The sequence below is a fragment of the Deltaproteobacteria bacterium HGW-Deltaproteobacteria-2 genome (assembly GCA_002840505.1).
Taxonomy (GTDB): Bacteria; Desulfobacterota; Syntrophia; order Syntrophales; family Smithellaceae; genus Smithella.
The window spans coordinates 156,618-176,578 of the sequence record PHBC01000006.1 but is presented as its reverse complement, the minus strand read 5'-3'; the positions used below and the strand labels follow the sequence as shown (position 1 = coordinate 176,578).

Genomic DNA, 19,961 nt, shown 5'->3' with positions numbered 1-19,961 from the left:
TTCCTTTAAAATAAAATCTCGTAAAGCTTTTGATGGTCCTTATCGTCCATCCAAGATAAACATACCTGAGCATAAGATAGATAATCCCTGTGGTCTTTAAATCCCTCAATCTTTTTTCCATTGTTTTTTCTCATTATAAAGATATTAATTGCAAGTAACCTGCCAACAACTAAATAGTTTTAATTCATCCTTTATAATAGATGGTTAGATTAACAAGAGGAAACTATGGGGGTATGAAATGATTCGCTTGGCCTCAATATACGGTGGAACCTCAGCATACTGAGGGATAGTTTGACGAGATGTGGACTGTTCGGCCGGATGTTTGTCGTCTGGCGTGAATAGAGTTTATTACTGATTGAAATGTTGCATGAATTGAGGAAACAAGAAAAAAACATTACAGGAAGCAGGCCACAATTATTGACTCAAATAAAGAAGGGTTGTTCTTAATATTCTTATGTTGTTAAAAGAGGTAAGATTCGTTCCTCAGTTCGTTGTGCCATTAACCCAACGGTCATAGAATCAATGTTTCATTCTTGTTTAGACAAGACATGAATGACTTTATTACCTAACAGGGATGGTTTGCCCAGGGCAACTTTTAAATATTCCAGCATCAATTCTTCAACGATTTGTTCTTTCGGGGTGGTGGCAAAGGAGTCCTGCTTTTTAATTTTGTTTGTCTCAATTTTGCCGCTTTGAACGGCCAGTGACTGTCGGGCTTGCTGCAAGGCCATGTATTTTTCCAGTAAATCACTTCGGGACAAGGATGAAAGCTGTTGATAAGCCGAGGCTATCTGATTTAGTGCAGGCAGGTTTGGCGATTCGAGGACCGATTTTGAACTTTTAGCATATCGTTTTATTCCCCTAATGATATGTTTGGGTTGAACAAAATTAACTCCCGACCATCCCGCCCGAATCCATTGAAAAACGCCTGTTCTGAACATGGATGGTGAAGAGCCTGTCTCAACATAAACGGCCACGGAAAAATAGTCATAGATATATGATTTAACCCAGCCCAAAAACGCCTTGGTCGATCCGGGTTCGTCCGAATAGTAATAATTCCAATCCTCGTCATTCCCCAGGATGACACCCTTTTTACCAACATCAGATATGTTGATCTGTTGAGACACGGTAATGAGTGTTTGCCGTCCCTTGTGATTAAGAAGGATAAATGTTCTATTCAGATCGTATTCATAGTAGACACCGGTGGTGAGGTCCGGTGTGATAGCATCACGCTGTAATCCACGAATGATTGTAGGTTTGCTATCCGGTAATGCCAATATCCCACTGTTGGACAATTGCTGTAATTTCCCCTGTCGGATGTTGCATAGGGAATAGCGAAGAGACGACGGGCTTGTGAATACTGAAGGAATCTGGTTGCTGTATGAGTACTGCAGGAACTTGGAGATACTTATTCGTGTATCGAATTCATAATAGGCTCCGGGAGCTTTATGGAATGACGGGAGATCGGTTTCTTTATTCGGCTTAGCGCCGAGAACATAATCCACAAGGGTAGCGACGGCCAGGGTATCGATTCGGGCTTTGGGATCGGATCCGAACTGAACAAGCTTCATAGCCGCGGTGGCAACAGCGTTGCTATTATCCGAAATAGGCAGAGCCAGCGCTGGTTGAAGTTGAAATATTGCCAGCAGTAAGATTATCAGAGGTATCGCTAGTCGCTGAAAGCCTGCGGTTGATTTTGTTGTCATTTGTTTCATTGTATAGTTTTCCATTTCTACCTTTCATTGATTACCCAATATTCCAACCATGTATTCGTTGGCCACGGATGTATTAAGTGGGAGCAATGGAGATGTCTGAAATAATTCATTTGGCCCCAATATGCGGTGGAATCAAATTCTATTTGGACTACTCTATAATCATCCGGTTATTTACACTATTTACGCCGTTTACGTCGCTGGCAATTTTGGTGGCAAGATTCTTGTCCGCTACACTGCCGGTTTTGCCGTACAACGTAACGTCGCCATTGTTCGTCACTACCTTGGTATTAATGGCGCTGGTCGATCGATGATACAGCAATGAGAGCTTGACCTGGGCGGTGATGGAAGCATCATCAATCTTTTGGCCTACCGTCTGTGTTTTTTTTGCGGCCTTTATCAATATCATCTCATTATTTACGCCTTTAACTCCTTCCACATCCTTGGCGTATTCAGCCGCCAGTTCCTTTTGTGCGATACTTGTCGCACCACCTCGCAAGTTGACAATGCCGTCTTTCACATTAACTTCAATTTTTAATCCGTTCACACTGCTATGAAACAAGAGCGTGGCTTTCACTTTATCACGGAGCCATGCGTCCGAGTTTACGGTGGGGTATACACCTTTGACTTCCAGCCTGTTGTCAACATTCTTGACACCGGGCATGCCTGCTAATGTCTCCTGGGCCAATGACTTATTGAAATTGTCCGCGACAATCCCCGCCAAGGTGACACTGCCATCAATGGACTTTATTTTGATATCATCATCCTGAAGGAAGGTCCTGAATACATATGAATTCCTGGCAGTTGATTCGATGCGTTCATCTATCTCAGACGCCTGCGCAGGCATGCGGAGCATCAACAAAACGACAACCGCCACCATCATTACCACTAGTCTATAAATTGTTTTCATTGACACGCCCTCCTTTTATTTTTTGTTATTGTTATTTTCTGAACTTTTTATTCTAATATCTTTCGGAGTCATGTTTATGGTTCATCATGTAACCGCAGCCGTGAATAAAAAGACGCTTGGAAGCATGACACGCCGATGACACTACTTCCCAAAATACTTTTTGATCTTACAAATCTTTTCCTGTGCTTTGCCTGATCTCTTTTCATCAGAAATGACCGTCATTCGCATGTTGCCGCTACCATGTGTGACGATTTTTCTCGACTTCCCCCGTCATCTTCCTGGCTTGGGTTACGATAGTCCGTACCTTTTGTGGATTCATCCCCATTATTCTCTCTAACCCTTTTTTTTCTGCACCAGCAACATTACCAATTGTGTCATAGCTTGATTCGACTAGACGACGCGATAAGACCTCCCCTATCCCTTTGAGTTTTTGCAGCTCTTTCATTTGTTCCTTCATAGCATCCTCCCCTGATTTTTTATTAGTAGCTAACTTATGTAAACATTAAAATACAGAGGTGCAAATGTCTTCATATTCACTTCTTTCGCGATCGGATCATCTTCAACCTCAAGTCGATCTTGGTTGAGATGACCAGTGTCATTATAGTGTAATCGCAAGTAGCATGCCAATAGTCAAAGGCGAATTGGAAGTTTGGATTCATCGTTTAATAGTAGGTGGTTAGATTAATAAGTGAGAACAATTGGGATGTCTAAAATGATCAGGTTACCCTCAGTATTTAGTGGAGCCTCTATATGTTGAGGGGTACTTTGAGCGGTGGAGAGTTCGGCCGGATGTTTGTCGTCGAATGTGAATAGTGTTTATTACGGAATGTTGCATGAATTGAGGAAACAAAAAAAACAACATTGAGGAAGAAATGGTTATTCAGAAAGTTATAAAACTACCGGGGACCGTTTATTTGTTATTATTCGTATTCTTCCAGATACCGCTCAATGTAAGAGCGCACACCTTCTTTTGATTCATATATTCCGAAATGTCCTTCGCAGAGAATATCGGCATCCAACGCCAACAAATTCTTCATGGATTTCTTCCATGCTTTGATATCGGAATCGAAGTCTTTGTGAAACGGACCATGAATGTCCTGCCCGAAGAGAACCCTCTTCCCTTCCCGGTCCAGATAAAGAGAAATAGAACCAGGCGTGTGGCCGGGTGTATGCAGACAATGTAATTCTTCCTGACCATATTTTAATGTCTCGTGCTCACCTTTTAGCTTCTGATCCACTGCCATCGGCGGGAAAGTCATACCATACCAGTTGGCCGCAGTTTTACGGGAATCACCATTCTCCACAGCCTCGGCGTCCAGTTCATGAATCAGGATCTTGGTGCGGTATTGCTTTTTGAAAAAAGGCGCTGAACCGATGTGATCTATGTGACAATGTGTCAGTATCAAATGAGAAATATTCGCGGGATTCAGGCCAAGCATTTCAATATTACGAATAATCTGGGATGAGCTTCTGCCGGCACCGGCGTCAATCATAACCAGATCTCCCGCGAAATCTATCAGATAAATCGCCGCGTCATCGGCTGATGTTATTCCGGAACCGCCGATTAGATAAACGCCTCTGATTATTTCTTCAGTGTTCGCTCTCATATTTGGAATTATTTTATCCACCTCCGTCCCGATACAGTACGGGACACCTCCGCCAGCGGAGGACAAATATGATTTAGGATTGGAAGGTGCCGATAATCTCGTTGACGTCTTTTATTTTGTTTGCGGTGAGGTAATCTTTTATTCCTTCGATAATTTCCATCGTGGCGTGAGGATTGATAAAATTTGCCGTACCTATCTGTACCGCTTGCGCTCCCAGAATTAAAAATTCCAGCGCGTCCTCGGCTGTCATTATTCCGCCGATTCCGATAACCGGCACAGAAACTCTTTGTAGAACCTCCCAGACCATACGCAGAGCAATAGGCTTGATTGCCGGACCTGATAATCCGCCGGTAATATTTCTTAAATAAGGTTTTCTTGTTTTTAAATCAACAGCCATTCCCGTCAGCGTATTAATCAATGATATTGCGTCCGCTCCTGCTTTTTCCACAGCCTGAGCGATAGCAGCGATATCAGTTACATTGGGAGTAAGCTTGACGATGACGGGCAAAGAGGTTTCTTCTTTTACCGTTTGCGTCACTTTGGCGGCAACTTTAGGATCGGAACCAAAACTCACTCCTCCCTTTTTCACATTAGGGCAGGAAATATTTACTTCCAGAGCGTGTACACCTTTTACCGCACTTAATTTTTTCGCCACTTTTTTGTATTCATCATAGGTTTCGCCGTAGATGTTGGCAATTACCGCAGTATCATATTGGCGAAGAAAGGGAAGCTTCTCTTCGATAAAAACGTCTACCCCAATATTCTGCAACCCTACCGAGTTGAGCATGCCGCCGGTTGTTTCCATTATGCGCGGCGGTGGATTTCCCAGACGCGGTTTCAGAGATAATCCTTTGACAACGATGGCGCCCAGCTTATTTAAGTCCACATAATCAGCATATTCCTCACCGTAACCGAAAGTGCCCGATGCCGTTATTACCGGATTTTTTAATTTTAACCGTCCCAGATGCACGGCCATTTGCGGAGATGTTTTTAATTTCATTTTATTTCCAGATAATATCTCTCAGATTAAACACCGGACCATCAGCGCAAACCCGCTGATAACCGAGTGCGCCTTTTTTATCTTTTATTGCTACCGCGCAACCCATGCAGGCACCTGTACCGCAAGCCATCCGCTCTTCCAGAGATACCTGGCAGTTGAATTTGCTTTTGCTCAATATCTTCGCCAACGATATGAGCATTCCCCTCGGACCGCAAGCATAAATGGAAGTGTTTGTCGGTGAGAACTTCTTCATGTCTTTTCGAAAAACCTGCGTCACCAGACTCTTTGCACCGAGGCTTCCGTCATCAGTACAAATATTAATATCCTGACAAATATTTTGTGGTTTTTCCAACCCAACCACTGCCGCGGCTTCCTGAGCGCCGAAATATAAAGTCATTGAGGACGAAGGAAATTTGCGGGATATATTTTCAATCAATAACGACATAGGAGCTATACCGATTCCGCCGGCAATAAAGACCACATTTTTTCCGACAGACCCAATTTCAAAACCGTTACCCAGCGGTCCGTTGATTTCCACTTGAGAACCTTCAATCAACCCCGCCATGATCTGTGTTCCCTTACCTACTACTCGATACAGCAATTCAATCAAACAAAAATTATTTTTGCGGGAAAAGGAATAAACGCTGATGGGACGGGACAAAAACGGATCATTTAATCCGGCAATGCGAATCATGACAAATTGGCCGGGCAGAGGAGTTTCAAAGGAAGAAGCAACTTTAACTTTCATCAGAAAGCAGTCTTCCTGAATTTCTTCATTCTTTGAAATTTCGCCGATGTAGATGTTTCCGGCCATTTTTTATTTACCCCGTTAGAAAATGTCTTTTGCTCTGGTCAGTATGATATTTTCATATTATCAGACGGCAGATGTAAACCACCATTAAAACTGTTCGCCCGCTATTTTCTAACGGGGTCAACATTCGCCCACATGATTAAGGCATCCTCATGAGTTTCCGCATAATAAAGCGGTCTTATTCCTTTTACTACAAAACCGCATTTCTGGTAAAGCTTTATTGCTTCGATATTTGATTCTCTCACTTCCAGCGTCTGGGCGGTAATTTCATTTTTCCCAGCAATTTCCTTCATTACTTTCATAAGTTCAAAAGCGATACCCTGCCTTTTGAACTCTTTTTTTACAGCAAGATTATGCAAATGTACTTCGTCGGCAACAAGCCAGAAAATTATATACGCCCCGATGACGCTCTTACCTTTTATGTTTATCTTTGCGGTAAGACACACGGAATGAGAACTTTCCAGCTCTCTTGTAAACATACCGGCCGTCCATGGTGATGGAAAGGATTCCCGCTCAATTGCCAGTATATCTGGCAAATCAGCTCCGTCCATCAGATCAATTGTCACCTCAGAGGTATTTTTCATAGGATATGAAAAAGTTCCAAAAACACTGCCGCAATTAAAAATATTGCGCAGAAAACAGGGATTGCTTTGCGGAGTTTTAGCATATTAATAGCTACGGCTATGCCCAAAAGCGGCAGAAAATAATATGTCAACGAAAGCGTTTTTATGGCTGTGGTGTTTAATTTGGGATACACCCAGATTACAGAAGGAACAAATATAGCCTGCGCTGTCAGAAGAAACAAAGCATACAATAAAAATACTTTGATCAGTCCCAGATAAGTTTTTTGTTCTATGGCCCGGATGTTATTTTCTTTCGCGTCTTCCAAAGCTTTGTCGGAAAGAGAATCGTTTGATTTAATGATTTGAGTATCCATCTGCTTGGCTAAACTTCCGCAAGGAATGGCAATAAGCATACAAAGCGCGATTAATTCTGGTGAGGTGCCTCCTAATTTCGATCCGGCAATCAAGGCAGTTGAAGTCGCTACAACAGCAGTCAAGGAATCGTTGGGAGGTATATAAGTTCCTATGGGTATGCGATCAATCCAAATAAGTTCAACAAATGCTCCGATTATCAATCCTGCATAAGGATTATGCAAGAGAAGTCCGATAAGAGGGGCAATTACTACCGGCCGGGAAATCATGGCTTGAATAAAAACACGATCAAGACACAGTAAACTACCGCAAAATGATACTAAAATAATTTCAGCAAACAAATAAAGCCTCCGCCAGGAGTCGAAAGCTCCCTGATACCTTTATGATTTCTTTTTCCAATAATTCCGAAGGACTTCCGATATGTTAACAGTTTTTCCTTTGGGCACAACTTTTAACTCAACAATAACTTCGGATTTTTCTAACAGGTATTCTATGCATTTAATTTCTTTATCACATAAAAAAACGGAAGGAGAACAACAGATTTTGTATTCATTATTATAAACATTTCCAATGTTTAACTTATCAAAACGAAATCCCTGATGAAAAGCATCGCAGGCATCAGCGATATTACTGAATAACACTATTGTTTTCTTACCATGACCATGGGTAAAATTATAATTCCGGACAAAATCTTCTACAGAACTGACGATTAATTCGATTTCGCTGGGAACGGCCATTCTGATTATGGTCTCCATAAAAGAATCACCGGCCACTTTGTCATCAACAACAATAATACATCTTGCCCTCACATGGGGCACCCAGGCTTCCAATATCTGACCGTGGACAAGCCTGCTGTCAACTCGAACCAAAACTATATTCAAATCTTTCGCCAAATGGAGCCACCTCCGGCAGGAACAATCGCAAAATAATTACCGGCTAGCTTTTTTGCTTAAAATTTCACTAGCCAGCATAATATTTTTTTCCCCGTAATTTTTAACAAGACAGGCAAAATCACGTAAAGTCATATCTTCTTTGACTTCCGACAACTTAAGCACCATTGGCAAATTAACCCCAGTGAGAACTTCAACTTTTCCTTCTTTCATAAAAGAAAGCGAAATATTGGAAGGCGTCCCGCCAAAGAGGTCTGTAAGAACCAACACTCCTTTGCCTTTATCCAGTTTTTTGATGGCATTGCTGATTTCTTTTTTTAAATCTTCAACATCTTTTGCCTGATCAACACAAATGTGCAATATACCGTTTAATGGCCCCTTGATTAATTCTGCCGATTTTATCAACTCATTTCCCAAATTGCCATGCGTCGTAATAAGTACACCAATCATTATTATTCCCCTCCGAAAAGGCATTTAAGTAATAATGCTTTTTTTGCCATTTTCTGAAATTAAAGCGGTACGCTAATGGATTGCACAATAATTGTCAAGATTAATGAAAGGATTATTTTAAGTTAAAGATTAAATGACTTCTGTCATGTAAACTATTGTATTAGCTTGGAATCAGGCAATATTTCTTTTTTTGAATTTCGCAAAGCGCCGGTTATGCCGGACTTGCGGGAAATGCGTCTTAAAATTGCTCTCTTCATTAAATCTTCAGATTTCCGCATATCTACGTCCTTGGTAATAAATGGAATATCGTGATGCTATAACTCATACCATTTCTAAATAAAAGGTTATAGCTAAACCCCTTATGGCAGAAATTGAAAGTTACCTGTAATGGTGTTCATACCAGTAGGGCAATATTTTTTTGACAGGTGAGATTTAAGCAGGTATTCTGACGTCCAAATTTCCGGTAATACAGAAGCTAAACAAAAAAACATGAGGAGTTGGATATGTTTAAAAAAATTGCTTTGGCCGCTGTAGGAATCGCTATTCTATTAATAATCACCTTGATCACGTTACAGTCACCGGTAAATCCTGTCGCTTATAATGCTCCCGCAAAACCAGCAATGACCGGAGTGCTGGCACCAAATGATCTTCTCCAGAAAGCAGAGCTTCTGGCCAAGGGGCAAGTTAACTCTCCAGAGGAAATCGCGGTGGATGAAAAAGGCCGCCTTTATTTCGGCACTCCGACCGGAACAATATCACGACTGCTATCAGATGGAGTCATCGAAACATTTGCCACAACCGGAGGACGCCCGCTGGGTATGAAGTTTGACACAAAAGGGAATCTGATCGTAGCCGATGCCTATAAAGGCCTTCTTTCTATTGATCCCAGGGGTACGGTCAGTATTCTGGCAACATCGGCTGAGGGCGTACCTTTCAAATGCACTGACGCGCTGGATGTGGCTAACAACGGAACGGTTTATTTTACGGACGCTTCCGATAAATTCCCATTAAAAGATTTTCTGCTGGACATGCTTGAAGCTCGTCCGCATGGCAGATTAATGCGCTACGATCCATTCACCGGCAAGGTAACTGTACTGATTAGTAGTCTTCGTTTTGCTAACGGTGTGGCTCTGTCCAGAAACGAGGATTTTGTCCTGGTCAATGAAACCTATACTTACAGCATACATCGTTACTGGCTTGCCGGACCAAAAGCAGGAACAAGTGACATTTTTATCGAGAATCTTCCCGGTTTTCCGGACAACATTTCTTCCAATGGTAAAGGCAAATTCTGGCTTGCGCTTTTCACCACCCGCAACGGCAAGCTCGACACATTGCATAAATATCCGAAAATTAAATATTTGCTGGGCAAAATACCAGCATCGTTGTGGTCTAAATCAAAACGTTATGGTTTTGTTGTCGCTCTTGACGAACAGGGAAACATAACCGGCACTTTCCAGGATCCGACCGGAAAACATTTATATAATATAACATCGGCACAGGAGTATGGAGGATATTTATATATAGGCAGTCTTCATTCCAACCGTATAGGCAAATTAAAGATCGAAGAATGAAACTAATTCACAGGAAATAATTTTAATATGATCAACGGAAGGTTAGTATGCGTATAGTAAAAGTGATTTTGTCTTTTATCATTATCTGTATATTGGCAGGTGTTGGTTTTGTTTACCTAGCGCCGGAAAAGGCCACGAAACTGGCAATAGATCTGGAACGCAAGCGTTCCAGTCTTGAGCGCAAAGAAATAAATCTGCCGGGTGAGCTCCATTATGTTTATTTAGAAGGCGGCAAGGGTGAGCCGCTTGTGTTACTGCACGGCTTTGGCGCTAACAAGGATAATTTTACCAGAATCGCCCGTTTTTTAACTTCACATTATAAAGTAATAATTCCCGACCACATCGGTTTCGGTGAATCCGGTCATCCTCAGAATGCCGACTATAAGGCAGGCGCTCAGGCAGCTAGAATCAGAACTCTAGTTCAAGCTTTGGGCATCACTAAAGTGCATCTGGGTGGAAGCTCCATGGGTGGCCATATTTCTATAATGTACGCAGTTCTTTATCCCGATGAAGTAAAGAGCATGTGGCTGATTGATCCGAATCCCGGAGGTATATGGAGCCCACCACAAAATGAATTGAGCAAGATAATCAATACGACTGGGAAAAATCCTCTTATGGCAAGAAACGAGAATGAGTTTGCCGAGATATTTGCATTTGTTATGGCTGATCCGCCTTTTATACCCCGTCCCATACTGAACGTAATGGCCCAAGAACGCATCCACAATTATGATTTGGAGAAACGTATTTTTAAAGAGTTGTCTGCCGATTCTGCAGAAGAATATGTTAACGGCCTCAAGACACCAACATTGATCGTTTGGGGTGATAAAGACCGCGTCCTCAATCCGGCTGCAGCCAATATTCTGCACAAGTTGATGCCACGCTCCGAGGTCATCATCATGAAGGGACTGGGACATTTGCCGATGCTTGAACAACCGCGTCAATCCGCTGATGATTATTTAAAATTCCGCGCTGGACTGGATAAAGCACAGTAATTTTATGAAATTGTTTTATTTAAGTATTAGATATGAAACAATGTTCTTCCCAAACCGCCTTTTTTATCGGTCAAGATTATCTTGACATCAAGCGGCTTGTCTCTTATATTTTAACCGTATGTTGGAAATGTTTGCTCATGATGTCAAACGAAAGATCATGATGGTTATGTTGTAAATTTGAATTAATGATGAATCACGGGTTTATGCAGGATAATTCGATCTACAAGTTTCAGCGCACTTTGTTTCTGAAACTTGGATCGCATTACCCTCCGCTTTGTCCCGACAGCGTCGGGATTCAACTTACCAATTCCGATGCTTTTCGCTTTCGGAATTGGAGTTTCACTAACAAAGGAGGTTATCTGATGAAGAAATTAATTTTAAAAATATTGTTTTTGACATTCGTAATTTTTGTGCCGGTTTCGGCAATGGCCGGGGTAAGCGTACATGTTAATATTCCCCTGCCTCCACCGATTGTTTTTCCGGGACCGCCTGAAGTGGTAGTAATACCGGAAACAAATGTTTATGCCGTACCCGATGTACAGGAAGACATATTCTTTTATGGCGGGTGGTGGTGGCGTCCCTGGGAAGGTCGCTGGTACCGTTCCCGTTACTACGATAAGGGTTGGGGTCATTACAGGTACGTTCCACCTTTTCATAGACATATTCCTCCCGGCTGGAGAAATGATTACCGCGATCGAAGGTGGAGAGGATATGAATGGCAACATCAAAGGGTCCCTCACAGAGACCTTCAGCGTAATTGGCGCGGTTGGGAAAGAAACAGGCACTGGGAAAGACGAAACTCCTGGGGTGTGAAAGGAATGCCTCCCCGAGGCAAAAGAAACGTCAATCCTCCGGGACCTAAAGGCGGACCTGGCGCAGGCCCCGGACCAGGACATAATCCACCCCCCGGCCATGGACCAGGAAGATAAATTAAAAGGCAAAGCGGCAACAATGCAAACGGCCGCGTGACAATACAATTAAAAAAACCAGCTTTGAGAAATTAAAGCTGGTTTTTTTGATATTAATTAACATCTCGTGACAAAGAAAAAACAGATTATCTTCTTCTGTGCCGTGGAAAATAATTTAATTCATTTCCTAATTCTTCAATTTATAAAACCTGTTGCTCAATGTTTTGCCGCCTTTAACATTATCCAACCGGTTGCCGATTGCCTCATCCAGTTTTAACAACCTGTCATCCGGATGCGGATGAGTTTTAAAAAGCAGAGCAACGCTGCTTTCATTCTTGCCTGTCTGTCCGATAGCTTGCAATACTTCGGGCAACCCATAAGGCTCGTAACCTGCTCTTGTGGTCAGCGACACGCCCATACGGTCAGCTTCAAATTCGGCGCTTTTATCCAGACTGCGGGCGCAAATTTCCGCGCCGCTGCCGATTACTTTCTGGATTACCTGATTATCCTTACCGATTTGTTTGCCAAGCAGGCCAGCACCTAAATCCAGCAGTTGAGATTTCTGCAGAATCTTGAGGTGATGACTTCTGACAACGTGGGCGATTTCGTGTGAAAGTACCCCTGCCAGTTGCGCTTCATTTTCCAGTTTGCGATAAAGCCCTTTAGTGATGATTACATAACCACCGGGTGCGGCAAAAGCATTGATATCTTCGCTTTCAATAACACCGAAATGCCAGGGCAAATCGGCACGTTCACTCTGATTAGCCACCCATCGTCCAACCTGATTGACGTATTTTTGCAGTGCCGCATCTTTTACCAGCGCAGAGGCGCCCAACAAATTGCCGGTAATCTCACGACCTATCCGAATCTCTTCCTGCGGAGTGGGGCTTTTCCAATTAAACGTTTTTTTGCCTTCGCTGCCGGTGGAACTGGTTGGAGATGCTTTGCTTTCCGTGCCGGTTGTTTTACCGGCAGTAGTTTCCTTGACTACATCTTTTAATACTTCACCAAGATCAAGTGCCTGTGCCTGCGGCATAAATGTGGCAAATATGAAAATAAGAAAAAAGTAAATTACACGCATATTTTTCTCCTTCTTTATTGTGGTTCCGGCAGGTAGTTGAATTTGACTGCTTTAAGACCGCCGCTTTTGGCAAACTGCTGTGCCTGCCCGGAAGTTATTGTAAAACTCTCCAGCTTTTTCACCTCGACCTCGTTATATTTAGCATTTTTAAGCTCTTCTTCATTCAAGCCGCGCACACCGGTTGTGGCAACCACCTTACCTGTCCCTGCCCTGCCGCTGGCCACATCCAGCACACCTTTAACCTGACTACCGCTGCTGGCTGCGCCGCGCTTAATTGATAGCAGGCGCACCCAACCGCTGGCTTTCATTGCTTTCACATTCAGCCATGCGCCTTTTTTGCCAAGAATCTGCAAATTTTCACCGCGCTTAATATCACCTGTTTTTTTTGCATCTGAGTAAGGTTGCGCGCGGAGAACATCCGCCTTGAGCGCACTGCCCGATTCCGCCGCCAACGAAACTACCGGTAGAAATAAAGCTGCCAGCAGCAGCCATAATAATTTGTATGTTTTCATAATAACCCCTTCTCTTACGCAGAACGACTGAATTAAAATATCATTTGATATTTATCCGTTCTGCCCAATGTGTTCCATTTTTATGACAGCCTGCGCGAATAAACTTCGCCACTGATCGGCCAGAGAAACTCCGGCGGCCAATCCTCCTTCATGCTTTGTGTAACGGACTTTCGTGTTGCCGGGCAAACCGATATCAATCAATATCATCGGCATTTGCGCGGCAAGCTGTTCAGCATCCTGTTTTGCCTGTTTCGCGTATTTCTCCTGTTTTTCGGCATAGGTCCAGCAGACAACCGCCATATCGCCAAACAGACCCCAGATACCGCTCTGTGAACCTTTCAGGACATCAACCGTATTGGGAGTTTTACAGGTAAGTTCAATCCTTCGTTTCAGTTTTTTAAGCAAAGCGTCGCCCAGCGGCTCTTTGCTTTCCACCAGAATAGGCATGATCAAAACCATCGAGCCGCCTTCGCCGGCTTTGACGCCGAAAGCCAGCCAGCGCTGCAACGCCAGATCATTGGCCAGCGCGTAAACCTTGGCGACACTGAAATACGCGACCGCCCAGATAATCGGTCCGCTGATATCGAAATAATTATTAGTGACATTAATAATAACGTAGGAAATCACCAGCAAACCAATCTGGCTGCTGCTGAAAACCTTGTTTAATTTATCGCGATCCGCCTGCTTATAAAACGCCACGGCTGTCAACCAGATAAGCAGTAAACTAAACAGGACATAAGTCAGCGCGCCGCGCCAGACATGCAGGTAATCTCCATGTTTGACGTTATCAATGGCCGTGGCCAGAACTTCAACGCCCGGATAAATTTTAGCCATCGGCGTCGCTTTAAGATCAAACAGGCTGGGAGCAGTAGAGCCGATGATCACAGTTTTCCCGGTAAATTCATTCGGCGGTCGTTTCTTCTCTTTACTGCTCAAATCCAGCATTACATCGCTGAACGTGACATAGTGATAAGTGAAGGGTTTGCCGCGCCAGTTAAGAAGTACACCTTGTTTATCCGGTAAATTGTAGCCCAGCATGCTGCCTACGGAAAACGGTAGCGACGGCACTTTCCATCCATAGTCATTTCTGTATAAATTATATTCACGCACGATGCCGTCTTTATCCGGATAAATGTTATTGAATCCCAGACGACCGGAATTAATCGCTGCCGGAAAGTGCGGCAATATAACCGCCAGGGTTGCATTTTTGTCTGCTTTATCCTGAATCATTTCCTTCACGCCGGGAATCATCGATGGTTTCACGTTGCTTAGTTTATCCTGATCTTCTGATAACCGGATAAAAGGAAAGAAAGTATTGCTTGTTGCGGCAATGGCGTTATCGAAATAAGCGTCGCTGTCGGGATTGGCTATATCGGCGTCGCTGAACAAGATATCAAATATAACCGCCTTGGGATTTTGTGCTTCAATATTCTCCAGAAATTCTCCAAAGACCTGACGCGGCCACGGGTATCGTCCAAAATCTTTCGCCATTGCCGCCAGAGAAGCTTCATTAATATCCACAATAACAATATTTTTGTCCGGTTTGGGCATAATCAGGCGGCTGCGCACCATTAAATCGAAAGCCTTTTGGCGCATGTTCTCGCCCACATGAAATACACCGGCATCAACAAAAACAAACAGCGTAAGCAAAACCCCGAGATAAATATAAAAATTGTTTTGCAGTTTTCTTGTGGTTTGAGCCAGCCATTGTCCAATGAGTAATTTCAGTTTTGTCAAAATAAACCCCTTATTTTCATAATTGAGCAAAGGATAAGAAATTAGAACTTTTGTGTCAATGAGAAATATCCGGCGCCAAGTAAGATATAGACTTAAACGAGTCGTTATGATTAGTTACAAATTCAAAAAGGACTTTATATTTTTTCATGAAATGTGTTAATATTTTAATTAAAGAAAGTAATTATATACGGATATATGTTGATGATCGATTACATGAAAAAGCATGAAAAGTATGTAAACGAGATGCTCGGGGAAAAGCAGGACGAGGAAAAGTTAAAAGAACTTCTCACCTATCATGACAAACAGATTCAATGGATTCAACACGAAAGACTTGTACATCTTATTGTTATGCTCTTTGTTTGTCTTTTTACCATGCTTTCTTTTGGCTTCACTGTTATTGAAACTTCTATGCCTTCTATTGTTCTGTCAGGACTGTTCCTAATCTTATCGCTTGCGTATATTATCCATTATTACAGAATCGAAAACGGCATACAAAAGTGGTATTTGATTTCCAATCAAATTCGGCAGAGGCTTTAATTACACTAATAATTAGAGCCGCATTATCACTTTAAAGAGACAGGAGAATAATTATGGTCCAAAATAAAATAGTAGCTCATTATGACGACGGAAGACTATTTAAAGGTGTTACTAACGATTTTTTCCCTAATAAAAATGCTTTTCACTTGGTGCTGATGAATAATCCTCCGAGCAGTAAACCTTCGGAGTTAATCGTTGAAGGAATGAAGGGATTGTTCTTTGTTAAGGATTATTTTGGTAATCCTGATTATCATGAGAAAAAAGAATTTGACGCTTCCAAGCCCATAGTGGGGCGCAAGATAAAGGTGCATTTTAAAGATGGTGAATTAATGGTCGGCACAACAATTGGATATCAGAAGGACCGGCAGGGATTTTTTGTCGTTCCTGCTGACCCTTACTCCAATAACGAACGTTGCTTTGTTGTAACATCAGCGACATCGGATGTCTCATTTATCTGATTTAATAAGTTTCTTATCCATGCTGTTCATGAACGGCAAAGAAACCATATGTCTTTCTGATGTTTTCATATTTTACTTTAACAAAATTTCTTGACTTCTGCATATCATAACTATTTATGTATTCGTAATGCAGTCCATCAGGAAAAGGAGAAATTATTATGTCCAATCTTGTTCGTTTTGGTGTATCGCTGGAAGAAGATCTTTTGGTAAAATTTGACAATCATATTAAAAAACATAAATACACCAATCGGTCCGAAGCTTTGCGCGATATGATTCGTGAGGAACTTGTTAAAAAAGAATGGACGGAAAATAAAGAAGTTACCGGCGCGATAACGCTGGTTTATGATCACCATACCAGAGAGCTGGTCACTAAAGTGCTTGATGTTCAGCATGATCATCATGATTGCATACTTTCTACACAGCATATTCATCTTGATCATCATAATTGTTTTGAAATAATCGTGACCAAGGGCAAATCGAAAGAAATCGAGGTGCTCTATCAGAAGTTGAAGTCCATCAAAAGTGTGAAACACGCGGGGTTTATGATGGCGACGAAAGGCAAGGATTTACCCTAGAAGTAAAGGGGCGGTTGAACAACGCTCATCTGCTGCGTTGCGCTGCAAACAGCATCGCTCAACGTATCATCATATACGCCTCGCAATACGGTTCTTGCGCGTCTTGCATCTGGGCATTTTTGAACAGCCCCCCAAAAAAAGTTGCGTTCGAGGTGAATTGTGGATTAAATTCCATTGCGCCGGTCCGACGCATTCATTAAGTTGCCTTAAACAAAAATTGACCTGACAGTAAGTGTGAATTTAATTGATAACTTCCTGAAAGTCTCAATTTTAAAAACTGATTTTTTATGCTATGTTTCAAGATGAAATCGTTAATAATGTCCCTTATAGAAAAAGACTGTACATATAAATTATGAAAAGAACTATACGAATAGTATTGTGGAATTTTTATGTCTGGCCAATTACTGCTTTTGCACTGATTGGTTACTATAGTGACATAAAAGAATCACCAACAGTAATTTTTGGTTTCCTCACTTTCATGACCGCGGTTATCATTCTTCATTTAAACGCGTGGGACAAGGAGATAGGAACAAAAAAATCTCGCATAGTATATGCAATTACGTTTATTACGTGGTCATTTCTTCCCATTTTTTTGAGTAAAGATACTGAACATATCCATCTTGAACTTGTTCCATTGTATATTGCCGTTTCCAATTATGCATTCCGCAACTGGGAATTGACAAAGAACCTGTCGGGTTTGGGGAAAAAATCAAAAATTATTATTACTGTTTTCATAATAATATCTGTTTTAATTTCAATAAGTATACCGCCGTATATTTCATATAATATGATACGTACTTTAAAATCTATTCACACGAAAGAACAGTGGGGGTTTCTTTATAAAGTTCCTGTTGAAAGAAAAATTGCGAACGCTGGAAATCAGATTAAGGATAATATCAAAATTAATTATGAAAATTTTGAAATGAAATTACCGGGCAAAATAATCGAGAAAGGTTGTCCTCATGATGATGATTCAAAATATAAAATAAAATCGATCCGTATAGAAAAAAATAAATTAATCGTTATAAGTATTCCAAACAATTTTCTTCCGAAAGACAAAAACGGGAAGGAGCCCCTCTTTGAGAAGTATAATAGAATGTTGTGTATGACGCCTGATAAAATTAACTTCCTAAATGATTACAAGGAAAAAGTTCAATTACTTATTACAAAATCATCTCAAGAGTCTTATGTTGGATCCGGCAGCATTTATAAATTTGAAACTTCCAATATCAGAGGCTTTCAATTTGTTAATTCTGAACTGATAAAGAAAGCAAAAGCTATAAAAGTGGAAATATTTGATAAAAATGATCATCAATACGAACTTCAATTTTTTGGATTTTCACAGGAAGAAATAGATTATGTTTTGTCGTCAATTCGATTTAATTAATAACCTATCTTTCAGCCAGTAATCCGCATTTCCGTCAAAAGCCTACCATTGAAACTTAGTAGTTGTAACAATTGTCAATGCACATCTTTTTAATATCTGATAACTAATTGGTAATGAACACTTTCAGCGTCTCTGAAGCGACAGGGGAAGTTCCAGATGGTTTTCTTCCAACAGTTGCCTGTTGGTGAGGATATCCGAAACAGGACCGTCGGCGACCACAGTTCCTTCTTTGATTACAATGCAACGACGGCACACATCCATAATCAGATCGAGATCGTGTGAGGCGATTATTTTAGAATGCTCGAAAGTTTTGAGCAGATTGATAAGCAATCGCCGTGATCGGGGATCGAGATTTGCCGCCGGCTCATCCATGGCCAGAATATCGGGTTCCACGGCTATGACCGAGGCTATAGCCACTGAGCTCTTTTGGCCGCAGGAGAGATGATGCGGTGGTTTATTTTGAAGGTCCAGACCACTTACCAGATTCAGAGCATATTCAACTCTTTCCCGCACGGCAGTTTCATCCATGCCCAGATTGAGAGGACCGAAAGCCACGTCCTCATAAACAGTCGGCATGAATAGCTGATCATCGGGATTTTGAAAAACAATTCCCACTTTTCTTCGGATTTCCTGTCGGGTTTGCCTCGTCAGAAAAAGATCGCCGATATTTACCGTTCCTGAAGTCGGCATGAGATAGCCGTTCATGTGCAGCAATAAAGTGGATTTACCCGCTCCGTTGGCACCGATGATGCCCACCGATTCGCCGTGCGTAATACGAAAAGATATATCCCGCAGAGCTTCGGTTCCGTCCGGATAGCGGAAGGAAACATTTTTAAATTCGACAATATGATGGCTCATGAAAACACTCCTTGAACAAATTTACCCACTATTTGAGTTACCGGATAGAACCGGAAGATATACAGAAAAACCGCGACAGATAAGGCAAAAATAAAATCGCCGGTTTTAATATGAAAACGTTTGAGCGTAGGCATATCTCCCTGAAATCCCCTGGAAAGCATTGCGTAATAAATCCGCTCAGCCCTCTCGATGGTTCTTATAAAAAGTATCCCAACTATGCGTATATATATTTGCATCCCGGCGCCGCGCTGACCGTAAGAGCGCATATCCCGGGCGCGAACGATTCTCATGGTTTCTTCCATAAGGACAAAAATATAACGATAGAGAAATGAAAGTTGTGAAACGAAAAGAGAAGGCAGCCCCAATTGTCTGAGAGCGTGGCAAACACCCGGGAAAGATGTCGTGGCGATAAGTAAAAGCGCCGTACTGACGGTGAGGGTGAACTTGACCAGAATAGAAAAGAAGGACAGCCATCCCGCCGAAATCGTGAATCCACTCAAAATAACGACCTGTCCTGAATCCAGTAGAGGATTAAAAATCCCGATAAAGATGGCAAAAGGCGAGACCAGAAGAACTTTTTTGAAAATGAATGTAAATGGAATTTCACCCACAGTCATCAGCAGAACCGGATAGAGAAAAAAAGGCAAAAGAGCGGTAATTTCGTATTTGGAAAAGGAAATAACTGTAAAGAGAAACAGGAGTGTGGCGATTAGTTTAGCCCGTGGATCCAGACGATGAACGAAGGTGTTCTTGTATGATAGCTGGTCTATAAATCCGATATTGTAATATTTTTCATCAAAAGTCATGGTTCCATCCGGCAAGAGTCTTAATAATAGACCTTTGATGAACTACTTTGTCATTTCGAGGAGCCGGCTATGGCGGACGACGAGAAATCTTTCTTTTATGAATTGTTATAAGATTTCTCCCTGCGGTCGAAATGACAAATTGATAACCAGTCAAAGGTCATAGTAAATATTAGTTTTCAATTATCATATGCCAAGTCAATAACTCCAGTTATTTTTGCCAAGGC

Annotated in this window: 22 protein-coding genes; 7 read left to right on the top strand and 15 right to left on the bottom strand. The window is 41.9% G+C overall.

Going from position 1 to position 19,961, the window contains the following annotated elements; translation table 11 throughout:
• Nucleotides 1-527: 527 nt before the first annotated feature.
• From CVU62_12680 to CVU62_12635, 10 genes are all read right to left on the bottom strand, one after another.
• Nucleotides 528-1,715 (bottom strand): hypothetical protein, encoded by a 1,188-nt coding sequence (locus tag CVU62_12680; protein PKN36945.1) that lies wholly within the window; start codon nucleotides 1,713-1,715, stop codon nucleotides 528-530.
• Nucleotides 1,716-1,863: 148 nt separating this feature from the next.
• On the bottom strand, nucleotides 1,864-2,622 hold the full coding sequence (locus CVU62_12675; GenBank protein ID PKN36944.1) for a transport-associated protein: 759 nt from the start codon (nucleotides 2,620-2,622) through the stop codon (nucleotides 1,864-1,866).
• Nucleotides 2,623-2,857: 235 nt separating this feature from the next.
• Nucleotides 2,858-3,079 carry a hypothetical protein gene (locus CVU62_12670; protein ID PKN36943.1) on the bottom strand — a complete coding sequence of 74 codons (222 nt, stop codon included), beginning with the start codon at nucleotides 3,077-3,079 and terminating at the stop codon, nucleotides 2,858-2,860.
• A 463-nt stretch (nucleotides 3,080-3,542) separates the two neighbouring features.
• On the bottom strand, nucleotides 3,543-4,229 hold the full coding sequence (locus tag CVU62_12665) for a Zn-dependent hydrolase (protein PKN36942.1): 687 nt from the start codon (nucleotides 4,227-4,229) through the stop codon (nucleotides 3,543-3,545).
• 73 nt (nucleotides 4,230-4,302) lie between these two features.
• Complete coding sequence (locus tag CVU62_12660) at nucleotides 4,303-5,205, bottom strand: dihydroorotate dehydrogenase (GenBank protein ID PKN37044.1); 903 nt, start codon at nucleotides 5,203-5,205, stop codon at nucleotides 4,303-4,305.
• 25 nt (nucleotides 5,206-5,230) lie between these two features.
• On the bottom strand, nucleotides 5,231-6,043 hold the full coding sequence (locus CVU62_12655; GenBank protein PKN36941.1) for an oxidoreductase: 813 nt from the start codon (nucleotides 6,041-6,043) through the stop codon (nucleotides 5,231-5,233).
• Nucleotides 6,044-6,144: 101 nt separating this feature from the next.
• Complete coding sequence (gene rimI / locus CVU62_12650; GenBank protein ID PKN36940.1) at nucleotides 6,145-6,624, bottom strand: ribosomal-protein-alanine N-acetyltransferase; 480 nt, start codon at nucleotides 6,622-6,624, stop codon at nucleotides 6,145-6,147.
• A complete protein-coding gene (locus CVU62_12645) occupies nucleotides 6,621-7,316 on the bottom strand; it encodes a hypothetical protein (GenBank protein ID PKN36939.1) in 696 nt (231 codons plus the stop codon). Before CVU62_12645 ends, rimI begins: the two co-directional genes overlap by 4 nt.
• Nucleotides 7,317-7,355: 39 nt before the next feature.
• Entirely contained in the window at nucleotides 7,356-7,868 is a 513-nt protein-coding gene (locus tag CVU62_12640; GenBank protein PKN36938.1) for a PTS mannose/fructose/sorbose transporter subunit IIB, read from the bottom strand.
• 36 nt (nucleotides 7,869-7,904) lie between these two features.
• The gene (locus tag CVU62_12635; protein ID PKN36937.1) at nucleotides 7,905-8,339 is read right to left on the bottom strand and encodes a PTS fructose transporter subunit IIA; all 435 of its coding nucleotides are present in this window, start codon (nucleotides 8,337-8,339) and stop codon (nucleotides 7,905-7,907) included.
• A gap of 479 nt (nucleotides 8,340-8,818) precedes the next feature.
• Here CVU62_12635 and CVU62_12630 point away from each other — a divergent pair, with 479 nt between their 5' ends.
• The 3 genes from CVU62_12630 (at nucleotide 8,819) to CVU62_12620 (ending at nucleotide 11,807) form a co-directional block, all read left to right on the top strand.
• Complete coding sequence (locus CVU62_12630) at nucleotides 8,819-9,886, top strand: gluconolactonase (protein ID PKN36936.1); 1,068 nt, start codon at nucleotides 8,819-8,821, stop codon at nucleotides 9,884-9,886.
• Nucleotides 9,887-9,933: 47 nt separating this feature from the next.
• Nucleotides 9,934-10,878 (top strand): alpha/beta hydrolase, encoded by a 945-nt coding sequence (locus CVU62_12625; protein PKN36935.1) that lies wholly within the window; start codon nucleotides 9,934-9,936, stop codon nucleotides 10,876-10,878.
• Nucleotides 10,879-11,240: 362 nt separating this feature from the next.
• On the top strand, nucleotides 11,241-11,807 hold the full coding sequence (locus CVU62_12620; protein PKN36934.1) for a hypothetical protein: 567 nt from the start codon (nucleotides 11,241-11,243) through the stop codon (nucleotides 11,805-11,807).
• Between the two features lie 166 nt (nucleotides 11,808-11,973).
• Here the strand turns inward: CVU62_12620 and CVU62_12615 are convergent, their stop codons facing one another.
• The 3 genes from CVU62_12615 to CVU62_12605 are packed head-to-tail and all read right to left on the bottom strand — an operon-like array spanning nucleotide 11,974 to nucleotide 15,116.
• Nucleotides 11,974-12,867 carry a peptidase gene (locus CVU62_12615; GenBank protein ID PKN36933.1) on the bottom strand — a complete coding sequence of 298 codons (894 nt, stop codon included), beginning with the start codon at nucleotides 12,865-12,867 and terminating at the stop codon, nucleotides 11,974-11,976.
• Between the two features lie 14 nt (nucleotides 12,868-12,881).
• Complete coding sequence (locus tag CVU62_12610; GenBank protein ID PKN36932.1) at nucleotides 12,882-13,379, bottom strand: ligand-binding protein SH3; 498 nt, start codon at nucleotides 13,377-13,379, stop codon at nucleotides 12,882-12,884.
• 51 nt (nucleotides 13,380-13,430) lie between these two features.
• Nucleotides 13,431-15,116 (bottom strand): molecular chaperone TorD, encoded by a 1,686-nt coding sequence (locus CVU62_12605; GenBank protein ID PKN36931.1) that lies wholly within the window; start codon nucleotides 15,114-15,116, stop codon nucleotides 13,431-13,433.
• A 201-nt stretch (nucleotides 15,117-15,317) separates the two neighbouring features.
• Between CVU62_12605 and CVU62_12600 the strand changes: the two genes are divergently transcribed.
• The 4 genes from CVU62_12600 to CVU62_12585 all read left to right on the top strand — a co-directional run bounded on the left by CVU62_12600 (nucleotide 15,318) and on the right by CVU62_12585 (nucleotide 18,073).
• Nucleotides 15,318-15,653, top strand: coding sequence for a hypothetical protein (locus CVU62_12600; GenBank protein ID PKN36930.1), 336 nt, complete (start codon nucleotides 15,318-15,320; stop codon nucleotides 15,651-15,653).
• 53 nt (nucleotides 15,654-15,706) lie between these two features.
• Nucleotides 15,707-16,111 (top strand): hypothetical protein, encoded by a 405-nt coding sequence (locus CVU62_12595; protein PKN36929.1) that lies wholly within the window; start codon nucleotides 15,707-15,709, stop codon nucleotides 16,109-16,111.
• Between the two features lie 158 nt (nucleotides 16,112-16,269).
• Nucleotides 16,270-16,686, top strand: coding sequence for a nickel-responsive transcriptional regulator NikR (locus tag CVU62_12590; protein PKN36928.1), 417 nt, complete (start codon nucleotides 16,270-16,272; stop codon nucleotides 16,684-16,686).
• 376 nt (nucleotides 16,687-17,062) lie between these two features.
• A complete protein-coding gene (locus CVU62_12585) occupies nucleotides 17,063-18,073 on the top strand; it encodes a hypothetical protein (protein PKN36927.1) in 1,011 nt (336 codons plus the stop codon).
• A gap of 123 nt (nucleotides 18,074-18,196) precedes the next feature.
• Here the strand turns inward: CVU62_12585 and CVU62_12580 are convergent, their stop codons facing one another.
• Both CVU62_12580 and cbiQ read right to left on the bottom strand, forming a co-directional pair.
• Nucleotides 18,197-18,931: a cobalt ABC transporter ATP-binding protein gene (locus CVU62_12580; GenBank protein ID PKN36926.1), complete on the bottom strand. Its 735-nt coding sequence runs from the start codon at nucleotides 18,929-18,931 to the stop codon at nucleotides 18,197-18,199.
• Nucleotides 18,928-19,737 carry a cobalt ECF transporter T component CbiQ gene (cbiQ, locus tag CVU62_12575; protein ID PKN36925.1) on the bottom strand — a complete coding sequence of 270 codons (810 nt, stop codon included), beginning with the start codon at nucleotides 19,735-19,737 and terminating at the stop codon, nucleotides 18,928-18,930. The genes CVU62_12580 and cbiQ overlap by 4 nt, the downstream gene beginning before the upstream one ends.
• Between the last annotated feature and the right edge of the window lie 224 nt (nucleotides 19,738-19,961).